We start from the raw sequence: 14,049 nt of genomic DNA on the forward strand, positions 1-14,049 counted from the left end.
TCAAAAAGTAAAATTGTACTAGACGGACTCCACTCACTCCACTCACTCCACCAATTTTACTCACTCCACTACTACCACCTACTTCACCTACACCACCACTACGCGATGAAACGGAGAGATTTTTTGACGGCGGCTTCGGTGAGTTTGCTGCCTGTTATGCTGGATGGTTTTGGACTAAAGGCCATGTCGCGCCAATCGGCATTGGTGCAGGCATTGTTGGGAACAAGTGCATTAGCCAGCGACAGGGTACTGGTTATTGTTTACCTGAATGGGGGCAACGATGGGCTCAATACCGTGATTCCCCTGGACCAGTATTCCTTGTACAATGGCCTGCGATCTAACATTGCCATTCCGCAAAACGCGGTGCTTCCGTTAGAGGGGAATCTGGCTACGGGTCTGCATCCGGCCATGACGGGTATGCGTAACCTGTATAACGATGGCAAACTCTCGATTGTCCATTCCGTTTCGTATCCCAATCCAGATCAATCTCACTATCGGGCAACGGATATCTGGATGACGGCTGTTGACTCCAGCCAAACCTCCGATTCGGGCTGGGCCGGGCGTTATCTTGAAAATCGGTTTCCGGGTTACCCAGCCGGCTATCCAAATGCGCAGATGGAAGATCCATTGGCTATTCAGATCGGTTACCTGACCTCCACGGCGTTATTGGGAAGCCAGCAATCAATGGGTATTGCGTTGAGTGATCCCAATAGTTTTTACCAATTGGTTGGCTCGGCTAGTGCAACCTCACCCGGCGATTTACCGTGCTGTGACGCGGGGGACTTAATTGCCTTTATCCGTAAGCAACAGGCGCTATCGGTGGGATATGCAGCCCAGATCAAACAAGCCGCCGATGCGGGTCAGAATCTGGCCGTCTACCCTGATTCAACCCAAAATAATTCCCTGGCCGACCAGTTGAAGATTGTAGCTCGGCTGATTCACGGGGGGCTGAAAACGAAAGTATACTTCGTTTCGCTGGGAGGCTTCGATACGCATTCGGGTCAGGTGGACGGTACGGATGTGACAACCGGTAGCCATGCGGTGCTATTAGGGAAACTATCATCGGCTGTTGCTTCCTTTCAGCAGGATTTGAAATTGCAGGGTACTGAAGATAAAGTGGTTGGTATGACGTTCTCGGAATTTGGTCGGCGGGCAAATTCCAATAATTCAAAAGGTACAGATCATGGAATAGCTGCCCCCATGTTTGTGTTCGGAACTAGTGTCAAACACCGCACCATCGGCCACAATCCTGACCTGGCAAACCTGACAGGTCAGGCAGGAAATAAGGACATTAACATGCAGATCGACTTTCGGCGCGTGTATACAGACATCCTGAACGATTGGTTTGGCACTGCACACACCACAACGAACTCCCTGCTTTTTCATGAATTCCCGACTGTTTCGTTGTTTTCAGATACTGTGGAAACTGTAACATCGGGGAACTGGCAAAATCCGAATGTTTGGACCGTAGGTCGAGTGCCATTTGCCAGTGAATATGTTAAAGTAAACGCAGGCCATACCGTAACCCTGGATCAGACTATCAGCGTAAAAAACATCAGACTTGAGGGTAAATTACAGTTCACTGGGCCTTACTCTGTGCAGATGACGGGCTAGTGAAGGCAAACCATTCGTTGCCAGCTTTTAGGGAACGGCTTGCGCTGCAGTTCGGTTTTCTACTACCTTTACGAAAACCGTATGCACGCATACTAGTTGGCAATGGAACAAACCTATCAATCTTTATCATTCGCGCAGGCCGATGGCGTGATGACCGTTTCGCTACTTGGCCCCGGCAAGGGAAATGCCATGGGGCCGGAGTTTTGGGAGGAGCTTCCCAACGCAATGGACGAAATCAATCAGCTTTCCGACATTCGATGCATTGTCTTCCGGGGAAGTGGTGATCATTTTAGCTACGGGCTTAACATCCCGCAGATGATGCCTCGCCTGGGGAAAATGACCACGGGTACTGTGCTGGCACAACAGCGCAGGGAACTAATGGGACAAATTCGGCAGATGCAGTCAGGCTTTCAGAAAATGCACGAATCGCCAAAGCCAGTTATTGCGGCCATACATGGCTGGTGTATTGGCGGTGGCGTAAACATGATTGCTGCTGCCGATATCCGGCTTTGCTCCCGTGAGGCCAGGTTTAGCTTACGGGAAGCTAAACTTGCGATCACCCCCGATATTGGCGGTCTTCAGTTTTTGCCGCATATCATTGGTCAGGGATTTACCCGCGAAATGGCGTTCACTGGCGCTGATTACGATGCTGCTTTTGCTGAGCGAATTGGTCTTGTCAACCACGTTTACAACTCTCCCGACCAATTATTTGATGCCGCAGCAACCCTGGCTCGACAAATTGCCGATAATCCCGCTTCGGCTGTACAGGGTGCCAAGCAAGTACTGAATTACAGCCTGAACAAATCCATCGAGGATGGGCTTCAATACGTAGCCGTCTGGAATTCAAGTCAATTGCAATCCAATGATTTCTCCGAAGCCATGCAGTCGACAATAGAGAAACGTAAAGCAGAGTTTAATAAAAAATCAAATCGAGGATATTAAGTGGAGTGGGTGAAGTAAGTGAAGTAGGTGTAATAAGGTGGCAGTGTTTCCTGACTTACTCCACTCACTTCACTTACTTCACCCACTCCACTTACTCCATTAATTTCTAAACCATGAACGTAACGGGTATGCTGCGCGACGATGCGCTGAAAGGAAAAACGATTATTGTTACTGGGGGTGGCACAGGACTGGGTAAATCCATAAGCCGGTATCTACTGCAACTTGGGGCAAACGTCACGATTTGCAGCCGCCGACAGACTGTTATTGACGACACCGCCAATGAATTAATGGCCGAGACGGGGGGGCAGGTACTGGCCGTAGCCTGCGATGTGCGTAACACCGCAGAGATTGAAAATGTCATGGCCAAAACGATTGAGAAATTCGGGAAGATCGACGGATTGCTCAATAACTCCGCCGGTAATTTCATTAGCCCAACCGAACGGCTATCGTACAAAGCTTTTGATACCATTGTAGACATTGTTCTGCGCGGAACCTATTATTTCACGCTGGCCGTGGGTAAGTACTGGATCGAAAACAAGATTCCCGGTACGGTATTGAATATTTCCACCACCTATGCTACTACGGGCTCTGGCTATGTTGTGCCATCGGCAGTAGCCAAAGGTGGTGCGCTTATCATGACAAAATCTCTGGCGGCCGAATGGGGCAAATATGGCATTCGTCTCAACGCTATTGCGCCGGGCCCATTCCCAACCAAAGGTGCCTGGGATCGACTCTTTCCCGAGCCGCTGGCGAGCATGATGGACCCAACAAGCCGTATACCGCTGCATCGCGTTGGCGAACACGGCGAACTGGCTAATCTGGCGGCTTTTCTACTCTCCGACTATTCCGGTTATATCACTGGAGAAAGCATCACTATTGATGGGGGAGAAGTACTGATGGCGGGCGAATTCAGTCATCTGGAAAAGGTCACTACCGAGCAATGGGATATGATCGAACAAACCATCAAACAAGCCAATCGGGCAAGTAAGAAGGAGTGATAAATGAGGAATGTAAAATGGATAATGTAGAATGAAGTCTGCTAAAATTCTACATTATTCATTCTACATTATCCATTCATTTTCGGCACCTTTGCCCCCCAATTTGTGTTATAAAACTGTACTAAAAATCGTTAAAATGCCTAACTGGTTTCTCGGAAAAATCCGCTATCAGCAACCCATTGACGACTCGAATGTCGGCACCCGGAATGAAGAGTTTATCAAGCAAAAAACAGTGACCGAAGCGTACTTGGTGGATGCCGTCAGCTATACCGAAGCAGAAGGTCGTCTGTACCAGGAGATTGCGACAAACACCCCTGATTTTGAAATTACGAACATCTCGCGAATGAAATTAGCTGATGTGTTTCATAATGAAGATGGGGGCGAAGTCTGGTTCAAGGTAAAAGCCATGTTCATTACAGACGACGAAAAAACGGGCAAGCAGAAGAAAACGCCAAGCATCATGCTGGTGAATGCCGAAACGCCTAAACAAGCCTACGAGCGCGTAGAATTTAGTTTGAAATCGGCGCTTGATCCATTCGAAATTACGGACGTCAACACAACCAAGATTTTAGATATTTTTCCATATAACGAAGAAGAAACCCGTAATCTTCGGCCAATCAGTGAGTTGGTAAGCCCTGAACCGGAAACGGTCTAACCACTTAGCATCCCGAAGGCGTTGAGCTTTCGGGATGTTTGCTTTTATAGAATGCGGCTCTTTTTTTACAAGATTCCCGACTTATAGGTAAAAATACTTGCATTAAATGAGTTAGGTACAGATATTTGCCCTCATTATGAAACGCGCTCTGTTCCAAGTGTTCAACCTACTAATGGTCTGCGTCGTGCTGCTGAGCAGCACAGGCTTTGGGCTGGTGGAACATTCATGCCAGATGCGCGGCAAGAAAAAAACGATGGTTGTCGCGTTTAGCGATACCAAAGCCCAATCCGGTTGCGCCATTGATCAGAAGTCGATGCCAGACCAGCAAACACTCGTTAAAAAGACGCAGTGTTGTCAGGATGACCAACAGTATGAGAATGTCGATATTTCGTCTTCACTGAGCCAGTTGGTTGCGAAGTTTATCAAGACAATCACCGAAACGATTGCCGCTGGTGTTGTTTCCGTATTAACCTGGTTTGTCCACTGGATTTTTGCCGGAAAGTCGTCCTCTGTTTCGATCTTTCCATCCCCGCCTTCTCTATCCGGACGCGACATCCTGACGCTTATCCATAGCCTCCTTATCTGATCCGTTGATTGATGGTTTCTGGCCTTTGTCGTTCCGACGCAGGCTTATGATATACTCTATCTATCAATCAACGAACTCATGAAATCTATTTATGTATGGATTTTTGTGCTGTCGACTGGGCTCCTGGCGAGCCTACCTGGCGCGGCCCAAACAGTCCCAAACAAACTTTTTGCTGCTGATTCTACGCAGCCTGTAGCCATTCGGGGGAGTGTCAGCGAACTCGTCAACGGCAAACAAATTCCCCTTGTCGGCGCAACTGTACAATGGGTTAACACCTCAGTTGGTACGATAACGGATGCGGAGGGACATTTTCAACTGTCACTCCAGCCAGCGTATACGCGTTTGATTGTGAGTTATGTTGGCTACCAAACGGACACATTAACGGTAACAAATCCTACGGGTGCAGTAACGGTAACACTTCGAAGTACCCGAACCCTACAGGAAGTAACAGTATCGGGCGCGCCGGGGCAACTTGACCGGATCAATCCCATTCAGACCGAATTTATCAATCAGCGTACACTGGCCAAAGCTGCCTGCTGCAACCTCTCCGAAAGTTTTGAAACCAACGCTTCCGTAAGTGTGTCGTATAGTGATGCCGTTACGGGTTCGAAGCAGATTCAGTTTCTGGGATTGGGAGGGCAATACGTGCAGACGAACGTTGAGAATATTCCAACCGTTCGCGGATTGGCGACTACGTTTGGCCTAAATTACATTCCTGGAACCTGGATCACGAGTATCGATGTGGGTAAAGGCGCAGGCTCAGTCGTGAATGGGTATGAGTCGATGAGTGGCCAGATGAATGTTGAACTTCAAAAACCTGACGACAAGCAAACGCTCTTTATAAATGCCTATGCTAACAGTTTTGGACGGATTGAGGGCAACGTCAACTGGTCGAAAGCCCTGAGTAAAAAATGGAGCATGGGGGTACTGGGTCATGCCAGTACCCTGCGAACAGAGATCGATCAAAATAACGACGGTTTTCGAGATTTGCCGTTATACACCCAGATTAATGCCATCAATCGGTACAAGTATACCAGTGATCGGTACATGGCCCAGTTTGGCATAAAAGTTCTTTACGAGGACCGGGATGGTGGCCAACTGTCGAAATTCGGGGCATCACGTTACAGTTTTCTGAATACAACAAAGCGATTGGAGTTTTTCTCAAAAACCGCAAAACTGTATCCTGAAAAACCCTATAAAGGATTGGGGCTGATTCTGAACGGGGTGCATCATGAGCAAACAGCGCACTTTGGATTTGCGCCTTACGAGGGTCAGCAGCAAACGTTTTATGCCAACCTGATTTACCAAAGCATTATTGGGACTACCAACAACAGTTTCAAAGCTGGATTGAGTTACCTGTTAGATGATTACCGGGAGCAATACCGGGCCATCGGTACCGCTCGTACAGAATCGGTGCCCGGTGCTTTTGTGGAATACACCTACACCTATCCCGAAAAATTAACCCTTGTATTGGGTGGTCGACTCGATTTTCATAACCTGTTTGGTACTCAATTTACGCCCAGGGCTCACCTGAAATATAACCTCAGTCAGGCTATTACGGTGCGTGCATCGGCAGGGAGAGGGTTTCGGGCAGCTAATCCTTTCGCCGAAAACTTCGGGTATTTAGTCAGTTCGCGGGCCGTGTTTCTGAACAAAGCTTTACAAGCCGAATCATCCTGGAATTACGGACTAAGCATCACAAACGATTTCGAACTGTTGGGTAAAAAAGCGTCGTTTGTGGTGGATTACCATCGGACTGATTTTCAGAACCAGCTCATTGTTGATATTGAACACCCCGGCGAACTGTATTTTTATAACCTGACTGATTCTGGCAATAAAGGACGCTCCTTTGCCAATAGTTTTCAGGCCGAATTGAACGTGCAACCGGCAAAACGCTTTGAAGTGAAAGCCGCCTATCGGTTTTTCGACGTGGAGCAGAGCATGGGCGGGCCATTCGGTGAAGAACGACTATTGCCTAAAATGATGGTTAGCCGGGATCGGATACTGCTCAATGCGGGCTATGCACTGCCTTTTGATAAGTGGAAATTTGATGCTACCCTGCAATGGAACGGTCCCCGGCGGATTCCCTACCTTCGCGAAGGTTACGTCCATTCCAGTTATCAGAATATGCCAACCGAAGAGGCTCCTGGTTTTTATAACCTGAACGCACAGGTCAGCCGGGCGTTCAGGAGTGGGTGGGAGATCTATCTGGGTGGAGAAAACCTGACGGGTTTCCGTCAACTGAACCCGATTGTTGCGGCCAACGATCCATTTGGAGCACGTTTTGATGCTGGATCGCAGGTGTGGGGACCTATCACAGGTCGTATGGTATATGTGGGCTTTCGGTTTAAACCTCTAATCTGAACCTGGATTTAGCTGATTTAAGGATTAAACCTGATTTTGTTTTAATGATTCGCTTCAAAGAAGCGCAGAGCAAAATCCTGTAAATCCTTAAATCAGTGTAATCCCGCCGGGCCGCCGGAGCGGTTCTAACTATTATGACACTATCCATCCGAAATATGGTGTGCGACCGCTGCAAGCGGGTTGTGCGTGAAGAACTCGAAAAGCTTGGCCTGACCGTTGGCCGGGTTGAGCTGGGCGAAGTGGATATAACGAACATACCTTCACCGGCAGAGCTTGCGGTTATTCGGCAGATGCTACAGGCAAATGGATTCGATTTGGTGGACGATAAGAAACAGGCTCTGGTTGAACACATCAAGATTTTGTTGATCAACGAAATTCAACACCTGAAAGGGGAGCGACAAGCGTCTGAAAACTATTCGACCTTTCTTGAACGTAAGTTAGGCTATGAGTACTCATATTTGAGTAATTTGTTCTCGGTGAACGAAGGCCATACGCTTGAAAAGTACACTATTGCCTTAAAAATTGAGAAGGTAAAAGAATGGTTGCGGTATGATGAACTGACGTTGAGTGAAATAGCCTGGCGTTTGAATTACAGTAGTGTTCAACACCTCTCTACTCAATTTAGACAAGTTGTGGGGCTAACGCCGGGGCAATTCCGGAAAGCAACTCAGGTAGATCGGCGAAATCTAGATGCCCTCTTTATCAAGAAATCCGGCCATCCTGACGAGACAGAGTAAGGGCTATGTGAAAATTGAAGCTGGCGGCCAATCTGAAGCGATTTGTGCTGGTGAACCTTTTAAATCGTAGGGACTGATTATGGGACGTTTACGGGATTTAATCAAAACCTTTCTGGGGTCGATACTCAAACGGTTTGGTATTATTCAGTTAACGAAAGAGCAAACAGAGGAGTATCTAAAACCGTACGTATTAAAAGTAAGTCCAGCTACCCGGATTGTGTTGCCCAGCGTACAAAATGAAACTAACTCAGCAGCACTTGTATTTACGCCAACCAAGGCTATTACGCACCCAGGCTACGTTTGGAATGTAACTCCTAGTTCACAGAAAACCACTCAGTTGCCATACGGTGGAATTCTGACAGATACCCGGGTTCTTTGTACGGATTTCGAGCGGTACCATCTCCTGAAAAATTTTTTGACCCGAAGGAAACGAATTCAAACGGTACAGGATATACTAATTGCTCCATGGTCTCACCTTCTGGATGGTATTTCGTTTGGAGGATATTATGATTTTGTGATTCTGGTTGCCGCAAAATTGTGCCGAATTCGAGAGGCACTTCCCGAGGCTGTATTCGCTCAGGCTGTCCTTGCCTATCCACTGTTTAAGACGGCCTATGAGCAGGAGTATTTAGCCTTACTTGGGTTTGAAAAGGAGCGTATTCTGGACAGTACTGTGTACGAGGTTCATTTTAAACAGTGCATTCTGGCCAATAGCGGTCATTGGTTCTACCCCAATCCGGCCGATATTTTTGCCTTGAAAAAGCAGGTAGAAAGTAAACTTAACCTGCAACGAACTGAGTCAAATCGGATCTACATTAGTCGGTCGGGCCGTCGAAAGGTAGCCAACGAGAACGCACTGATTACCCTATTGAAAAAATTTAACTTCACCGTTGTTGAAGACAAGCCCAGGTCGGTTGCTGAGCAGGCAGCTATCTATAAAAATGCGTCTTTTATTTTAGGTCCACATGGAGCTTCCTTCACAAATATAATCTGGTGCGAACCCGGTACGCATCTATTCGAGCTGTTTGCTGCGGATATGGTTGTCGATCATTTTCGGTATTTGTCGCAATTGATGGATATGCATTATTCGGCTTATTATCATGGTATTAAGATGGGAAATAGCCGGATTTCTCTGGAAGAAGATGTTTTTGTATCAATCGCTGATCTTGACCTGAGCCTACGTACGCTGTTTAACCAGGGCTAAGTAACGGTCGATAGCTTTTATAAAGCTCGGCCCTAATTATGTAAAAACCCTATCGGGTGTGGGTAGTTAATTTGTCAGACCAACGGTGGTCGATAAAACAACAACGATTATGGAAACGATGAAACATACGCATACCCACGTAGATACGTGTTTTGAGTGTGCTGAAGCCTGCGAGCGCTGCGCCACCGCCTGCCTGGAAATGGGCGACAAAGACGGAAAAGGTCATGACATGAGTGCCTGCATTAAACTCTGCCGCGACTGCGCCGACATATGTACCCTCTGTGGCCGACTTGATGCCCGTGGTTCGGAGTTCTCGCGTGATTTTATGGTCCTGTGTGCTGAAGTCTGTGAAGCTTGTGCCGAGGAATGCGAAAAACACGCTGACCATTTTGCCCATTGTAAAGCGTGTGCTGAGGCTTGCCGCAAATGCGCTGAAGAGTGTCGGTCAATGTCGGCAAACGCATAAAAAGTTGACGGACTAACTATTGATTCTGTGGATGCTGTAGATTCAAGTGATTCTGTATGTTCTGATTACCAGTATGATCGTGTCCAGAGGATCTACAGCATCTAATTCCTAAAACCTGCTAACCTAAACAATGTATTCTTTACTGACTAGTCTTCTGTTCATAGTTACGCTGCTACTAAGTTCCCCATCTGGTTCGGGAAAATTAGTAGGTACAGGTATACATCCTTCAGTAGCGACTGATCCTACCGGAAAGGTTCATATTGTGTATGGTAAAGGCGGGACTGTTTTCTATACAAGTACGCAGGATGGTGAGCAGTTTGCGGAACCCGTACGGGTTGATAGTTTGCCGGGGCTGCATCTGGGGGCGTCACGAGGGCCACAAATTGCAGCGACCAGGCAATCGGTGGTTATTACCGCTATTGATAAAGCGGGGACTATCTGGTCCTATACGCTCAGCCGGGCTACGGGTCGCTGGCAATCCCGTGTACAGGTAACGGATACCGTAGAGGTAGCGAAAGAAGGTTTCGTGGCCCTGACGGCCGGGCCGGATAACGTGTATAACGCTGTCTGGCTCGATCTGCGGGGAAATAAGCGCAATAAGATTGTTGGTGCCCGTTCAACGGATGGAGGTAAAACATGGTCACCCAATCAGGTGCTTTATCAATCGCCGGATGGTACGGTTTGCGAATGTTGCCAGCTTTCGGAAGTGAGTCAGGGCCAGCATGTGGCTATCATGTTTCGGAATTTTATAGCTGGAGCGCGTGATATGTATATCCTGAAATCCGAAAATGGAGGTCAGACGTTTGGAAAAGCAGAAAAAGTAGGTGAAGGAACCTGGCTGCTAAAAGCCTGTCCAATGGATGGGGGAGGGCTGTTTATGCGTCCCGATGGAAAGCTATCGACCGTTTTTCGACGAAATGATAAACTTTTTGTAGCCCGGCCTGGCCAGCCTGAAACGGAACTTGCTACCGGTAAGAATGCAAAAATTGTAACAACTCCTAAAGGTGATTATATCGTCTTTCAACAGGCTGGACAGATTTTGGCCACTTCGCCCAGTCAGACACAACCAACAGTTATTGGTTCGGGTGGGTATCCGAAATTAGCCTTGCTACCGAATAACAAGGTACTCTGTTTGTGGGAAGAGGAAACTACCGTTCGGGCAGGATTTATTCCCTGAACGACCCCAGAAAATGATCGACAACGTGATGAATAAGTTTCTTTTGATGCTTCTGCTGGGAATGGGTCCTATAGCTGTTGCACAACACCAGCACCATGAGGGTATGCAAATGCCTGCGAATGCCAAGCCGACTGCCGATACAACGAAGCCAATGGATCATTCGATGCATGCTGGTATGAATATGGGCCAAAAAGGTGATATGAACCTAGTGAACTACGGTTTAACAATGGATACAACCATGGGCATGACGCATTCACTATCGCGAAATCTATCTATGAATCGTAACGGGTCGGGTACGTCCTGGCACCCGGATAATACGCCTATGTACGCTTACATGAGCAAGCCATCGGGTAGTAAATGGAGCTACATGCTGCACTATACAATCTACCTGCGCTACACTAGCCAAAATGCTAATCATCCTCAGAAGCGGGGCCATGGACAGCAGCTTGGCGCTCCGAACTGGTTTATGGGCATGGCGCAGCGTAAAGTAGGGAAACGGGGATTAGTTCAGGTGCGGGCTATGCTTTCGCTCGATCCGTTGACCGTGGGTAATGGTGGGTATCCATTACTTTTCCAGACCGGCGAGACCTACAAAGGGCAACCGTTGATTGATAAGCAACACCCACACGACCTCATTTCCGAATTATCGGTCAGTTATAGTCACGCGTTCAGTAAAGACATTGATCTTTATGGTTACGCGGGTTACCCCGGCGAGCCAGCATTGGGTCCGCCCGCGTTTATGCATCGGATTTCATCGTTCAATAATCCCGATGCCCCGCTAAGCCATCACTGGCAGGATGCGTCTCACATTTTGTTTGGCGTAGGTACTGTTGGCTTTCGGTACAAGTGGGTAAAACTGGAGGGATCTACATTCAAAGGCCGTGAGCCCGACGAAAACCGATACAACTTCGACACACCTAAATTTGACAGTTATTCGTATCGGCTGTCTGTAAATCCATCGCCATCGCTGGCGTTGCAGTTCTCGCAGGGATTTTTACACAAACCCGAAGAAGCCCACCCTGACGAAAATATCACGCGCACAACGGCATCCATTTTGCATAGTAAAGGATTCGGGGCTGGTCGTTATGTAACATCGGCGTTGGTTTGGGGGCGAAATAGTCATGATGGACAAGGAGAAAATTCATTTCTGGCCGAAAGTAGTTTTCAAGTAGATAAGCTGGCTTTTTATGGCCGATACGAAAATGTAACAAAATCGGCCGAAGAGTTGGGCCTTTACCAGCCAGCCTCTTCTACTGAAATTGGCCGGATTGCTAAGGATCAACCGTTTATTATTAATAATTTGACACTTGGGATAAACTACCGTGTTGCGCAGACACACAGCACCGACCTAGTCCTAGGTGCACAAATCACCGGAAGTATGCCTGATAATTCATTAGAAACGTTTTACGGCAAAACACCCGTGTCGGGTGAAATTTACCTTCGCCTATCGCCCAGCCTGATGACTATGCGAAGTATGAATCATTGACAGGCCTAGCACTTCCATGCCGGGCACCTCCATGCGGGGCACCATTTAAAGTAAATTTTCGTTATCAATTCACTATAAACCACGTACAACCATGTTGCGTAACCTGTTTCTAACCGCCCTAACCTCACTGATCATTCTGGGCAACTCGTTCGCCGGTGCACCCACCCGTGACGACAAAGACAAGGAAGTAAAAATTAAGACTTCGGCTATTTGCGGCATGTGCAAAGCCCGTATTGAACGGAACCTGGCCTTTGAGAAGGGTGTCAAAGAAGCCGACCTGGATGTGAAATCGAAAGTCGTAACGATCAAATACAACCCTGCTAAAACGGACGTAGCAAAGCTGAAAGCAAACATCAGCAAAACTGGCTATGACGCAGAAGAAGTTGTTGCCGATCCTGTTGGATACAACAAATTACCGAGCTGCTGCAAAAAAGGCAGTGATATGGATCATCAATAACCTGATTGTTGAAACAAAAGCGGGCCGAAATTAGAGAATTTCGGCCCGCTTTTGTTTTGTCGATTCGGCTACTTTTTGGTTGAATAATTTATCCGTATGACCCGTTTACCATCACTTGATAGATTGTCAATCGAAATATCATTGATGTGATTTCCTTCCTGATAGACAAGTTCTTTTGCACGCTTGCTATCTGTTATTTTCTTCCCGTTCAGGAAGTAGATAACGGTGCCCTCTGGGTTATCGAAGAGGTTTAAGACAACTTCCTTCGTATACTCCGATTTTCCCTGCTTAGATACATAGTCAATAATCTCGGAACTAGCCGGTTTAATCTGCTGGTAGGTAGGAAACGGCTCGCCGTCGTTTTTCGATTGTCCGTACAGGCCATAACTGATGGCAAGTAAGGTGAGCGTTGTCAGGATAAATCGCATAGAAGTTGGTGGTTTTTGGTACTAGACTCAAAAATGATCGATTGGGGTGGAAAGATGTTTGTGCAAATTGAATGGAGGAAGTAAAGAGTTCCCAATCTTTGCAGCTTACTACAAACAATAGAACGCAGATTTTTATGATTTTTAAGAATAGAATGATTTTTATGGTTAATCTGTGTAAATCATATTAATCATAAAAATCTGCGTTCTATTAACAACCACAATGCGCTTCTGTATACTCGCTCCTTTACTCTGCTTTTTGACTGGGCTTTTATCTTCAGGTTCTTACGCACAGAGCAACCACAAGAGCTACGAAAAATATCCTTATTTAGTATACTTGCCGAAAGAGTATACTGACAAAAAGGAAAGCTATCCGTTAGTTATTTACCTGCACGGAGGTTCACAGAGAGGAAAAGATCTGACTAAGCTTAAGACCTATGGCCTGCCGCATTTGGTGGATAAAGGCCGTGATTTTCCATTCATTATTGCTTCACCCCAATGCCCGGACGGGAAATTCTGGTCTACGGATAATTGGCTTGACTCCCTGTACAGTGACGTAAAGGCGAAGTATCGGATCGATTCCAAACGGATTTACCTGACCGGGATCAGTATGGGCGGATACGGTGTCTGGCAAACCGCCGTTGCCTATCCTGACAAATTTGCGGCCATTGTGCCCCTTTGTGGTGGTTGTGATGACTCAACGCAAATCTGTCGGATCAAACACATTCCGGTCTGGACATTTCATGGGGTGGCCGATGATGTAATCTCTATTTCTGAAACAGAGCGCTTGGTCAGACGGTTAGAAGAATGCAACGGACAGGTAAAATTTACACGTCTGGAAAAAGAAGGTCATGCTATTCAATACCTGTTTGAGGATCAGACTATTTACGATTGGCTTCTAAAACAACACAAATGAGTACGTACTAGTATTGTTTGAT

Annotated in this window: 14 protein-coding genes; 13 read left to right on the forward strand and 1 reads right to left on the reverse strand. The window is 47.1% G+C overall.

Annotated elements, in window-relative coordinates; all coding sequences use genetic code 11:
• Positions 1 to 105 precede the first annotated feature (105 nt).
• The 12 genes from EXU85_RS12375 to EXU85_RS12430 all read left to right on the forward strand — a co-directional run bounded on the left by EXU85_RS12375 (position 106) and on the right by EXU85_RS12430 (position 12,686).
• Complete coding sequence (locus EXU85_RS12375; RefSeq protein WP_142772375.1) at positions 106 to 1,614, forward strand: DUF1501 domain-containing protein; 1,509 nt, start codon at positions 106 to 108, stop codon at positions 1,612 to 1,614.
• Positions 1,615 to 1,716: 102 nt separating this feature from the next.
• On the forward strand, positions 1,717 to 2,556 hold the full coding sequence (locus EXU85_RS12380) for a crotonase/enoyl-CoA hydratase family protein (protein WP_142772376.1): 840 nt from the start codon (positions 1,717 to 1,719) through the stop codon (positions 2,554 to 2,556).
• A gap of 113 nt (positions 2,557 to 2,669) precedes the next feature.
• The gene (locus tag EXU85_RS12385; RefSeq protein ID WP_246859539.1) at positions 2,670 to 3,554 is read left to right on the forward strand and encodes an SDR family oxidoreductase; all 885 of its coding nucleotides are present in this window, start codon (positions 2,670 to 2,672) and stop codon (positions 3,552 to 3,554) included.
• Positions 3,555 to 3,690: 136 nt separating this feature from the next.
• Positions 3,691 to 4,209 (forward strand): DUF4494 domain-containing protein, encoded by a 519-nt coding sequence (locus tag EXU85_RS12390; RefSeq protein WP_142772377.1) that lies wholly within the window; start codon positions 3,691 to 3,693, stop codon positions 4,207 to 4,209.
• A gap of 136 nt (positions 4,210 to 4,345) precedes the next feature.
• Complete coding sequence (locus tag EXU85_RS12395; protein WP_142772378.1) at positions 4,346 to 4,795, forward strand: hypothetical protein; 450 nt, start codon at positions 4,346 to 4,348, stop codon at positions 4,793 to 4,795.
• A 78-nt stretch (positions 4,796 to 4,873) separates the two neighbouring features.
• Positions 4,874 to 7,159, forward strand: coding sequence for a TonB-dependent receptor (locus EXU85_RS12400; protein ID WP_142772379.1), 2,286 nt, complete (start codon positions 4,874 to 4,876; stop codon positions 7,157 to 7,159).
• A 134-nt stretch (positions 7,160 to 7,293) separates the two neighbouring features.
• Positions 7,294 to 7,896 carry an AraC family transcriptional regulator gene (locus EXU85_RS12405; protein WP_142772380.1) on the forward strand — a complete coding sequence of 201 codons (603 nt, stop codon included), beginning with the start codon at positions 7,294 to 7,296 and terminating at the stop codon, positions 7,894 to 7,896.
• Between the two features lie 79 nt (positions 7,897 to 7,975).
• The gene (locus EXU85_RS12410; protein WP_142772381.1) at positions 7,976 to 9,100 is read left to right on the forward strand and encodes a DUF563 domain-containing protein; all 1,125 of its coding nucleotides are present in this window, start codon (positions 7,976 to 7,978) and stop codon (positions 9,098 to 9,100) included.
• Between the two features lie 109 nt (positions 9,101 to 9,209).
• Positions 9,210 to 9,566 (forward strand): four-helix bundle copper-binding protein, encoded by a 357-nt coding sequence (locus tag EXU85_RS12415; RefSeq protein ID WP_142772382.1) that lies wholly within the window; start codon positions 9,210 to 9,212, stop codon positions 9,564 to 9,566.
• A 130-nt stretch (positions 9,567 to 9,696) separates the two neighbouring features.
• Positions 9,697 to 10,743, forward strand: a complete 1,047-nt coding sequence (locus EXU85_RS12420) for a sialidase family protein (protein WP_142772383.1) — start codon at positions 9,697 to 9,699, stop codon at positions 10,741 to 10,743.
• A 28-nt stretch (positions 10,744 to 10,771) separates the two neighbouring features.
• A complete protein-coding gene (locus tag EXU85_RS12425) occupies positions 10,772 to 12,229 on the forward strand; it encodes a hypothetical protein (RefSeq protein WP_142772384.1) in 1,458 nt (485 codons plus the stop codon).
• 91 nt (positions 12,230 to 12,320) lie between these two features.
• Positions 12,321 to 12,686: a heavy-metal-associated domain-containing protein gene (locus EXU85_RS12430; protein ID WP_142772385.1), complete on the forward strand. Its 366-nt coding sequence runs from the start codon at positions 12,321 to 12,323 to the stop codon at positions 12,684 to 12,686.
• A 68-nt stretch (positions 12,687 to 12,754) separates the two neighbouring features.
• On the opposite strand, the gene EXU85_RS12435 is transcribed toward EXU85_RS12430, so the two are convergent.
• A complete protein-coding gene (locus EXU85_RS12435) occupies positions 12,755 to 13,114 on the reverse strand; it encodes a hypothetical protein (protein WP_142772386.1) in 360 nt (119 codons plus the stop codon).
• Positions 13,115 to 13,334: 220 nt separating this feature from the next.
• On the opposite strand from EXU85_RS12435, the gene EXU85_RS12440 reads away from it, so the two are divergent.
• Complete coding sequence (locus EXU85_RS12440) at positions 13,335 to 14,027, forward strand: alpha/beta hydrolase-fold protein (RefSeq protein ID WP_142772387.1); 693 nt, start codon at positions 13,335 to 13,337, stop codon at positions 14,025 to 14,027.
• Positions 14,028 to 14,049: the final 22 nt, after the last annotated feature.

The sequence above is a fragment of the Spirosoma sp. KCTC 42546 genome, assembly GCF_006965485.1.
In the GTDB taxonomy this organism is placed as follows: domain Bacteria; phylum Bacteroidota; class Bacteroidia; order Cytophagales; family Spirosomataceae; genus Spirosoma.

What these genes read in the sequence shown, in the direction of transcription:
- EXU85_RS12375 (WP_142772375.1), top strand. Translation starts at nt 106, where the DNA reads ATGAAACGGAGAGATTTTTTGACGGCGGCTTCGGTGAGTTTGCTGCCT.
- EXU85_RS12380 (WP_142772376.1), top strand. Translation starts at nt 1,717, where the DNA reads ATGGAACAAACCTATCAATCTTTATCATTCGCGCAGGCCGATGGCGTG.
- EXU85_RS12385 (WP_246859539.1), top strand. Translation starts at nt 2,670, where the DNA reads ATGAACGTAACGGGTATGCTGCGCGACGATGCGCTGAAAGGAAAAACG.
- EXU85_RS12390 (WP_142772377.1), top strand. Translation starts at nt 3,691, where the DNA reads ATGCCTAACTGGTTTCTCGGAAAAATCCGCTATCAGCAACCCATTGAC.
- EXU85_RS12395 (WP_142772378.1), top strand. Translation starts at nt 4,346, where the DNA reads ATGAAACGCGCTCTGTTCCAAGTGTTCAACCTACTAATGGTCTGCGTC.
- EXU85_RS12400 (WP_142772379.1), top strand. Translation starts at nt 4,874, where the DNA reads ATGAAATCTATTTATGTATGGATTTTTGTGCTGTCGACTGGGCTCCTG.
- EXU85_RS12405 (WP_142772380.1), top strand. Translation starts at nt 7,294, where the DNA reads ATGACACTATCCATCCGAAATATGGTGTGCGACCGCTGCAAGCGGGTT.
- EXU85_RS12410 (WP_142772381.1), top strand. Translation starts at nt 7,976, where the DNA reads ATGGGACGTTTACGGGATTTAATCAAAACCTTTCTGGGGTCGATACTC.
- EXU85_RS12415 (WP_142772382.1), top strand. Translation starts at nt 9,210, where the DNA reads ATGGAAACGATGAAACATACGCATACCCACGTAGATACGTGTTTTGAG.
- EXU85_RS12420 (WP_142772383.1), top strand. Translation starts at nt 9,697, where the DNA reads ATGTATTCTTTACTGACTAGTCTTCTGTTCATAGTTACGCTGCTACTA.
- EXU85_RS12425 (WP_142772384.1), top strand. Translation starts at nt 10,772, where the DNA reads ATGAATAAGTTTCTTTTGATGCTTCTGCTGGGAATGGGTCCTATAGCT.
- EXU85_RS12430 (WP_142772385.1), top strand. Translation starts at nt 12,321, where the DNA reads ATGTTGCGTAACCTGTTTCTAACCGCCCTAACCTCACTGATCATTCTG.
- EXU85_RS12435 (WP_142772386.1), bottom strand. Translation starts at nt 13,114, where the DNA reads ATGCGATTTATCCTGACAACGCTCACCTTACTTGCCATCAGTTATGGC.
- EXU85_RS12440 (WP_142772387.1), top strand. Translation starts at nt 13,335, where the DNA reads ATGCGCTTCTGTATACTCGCTCCTTTACTCTGCTTTTTGACTGGGCTT.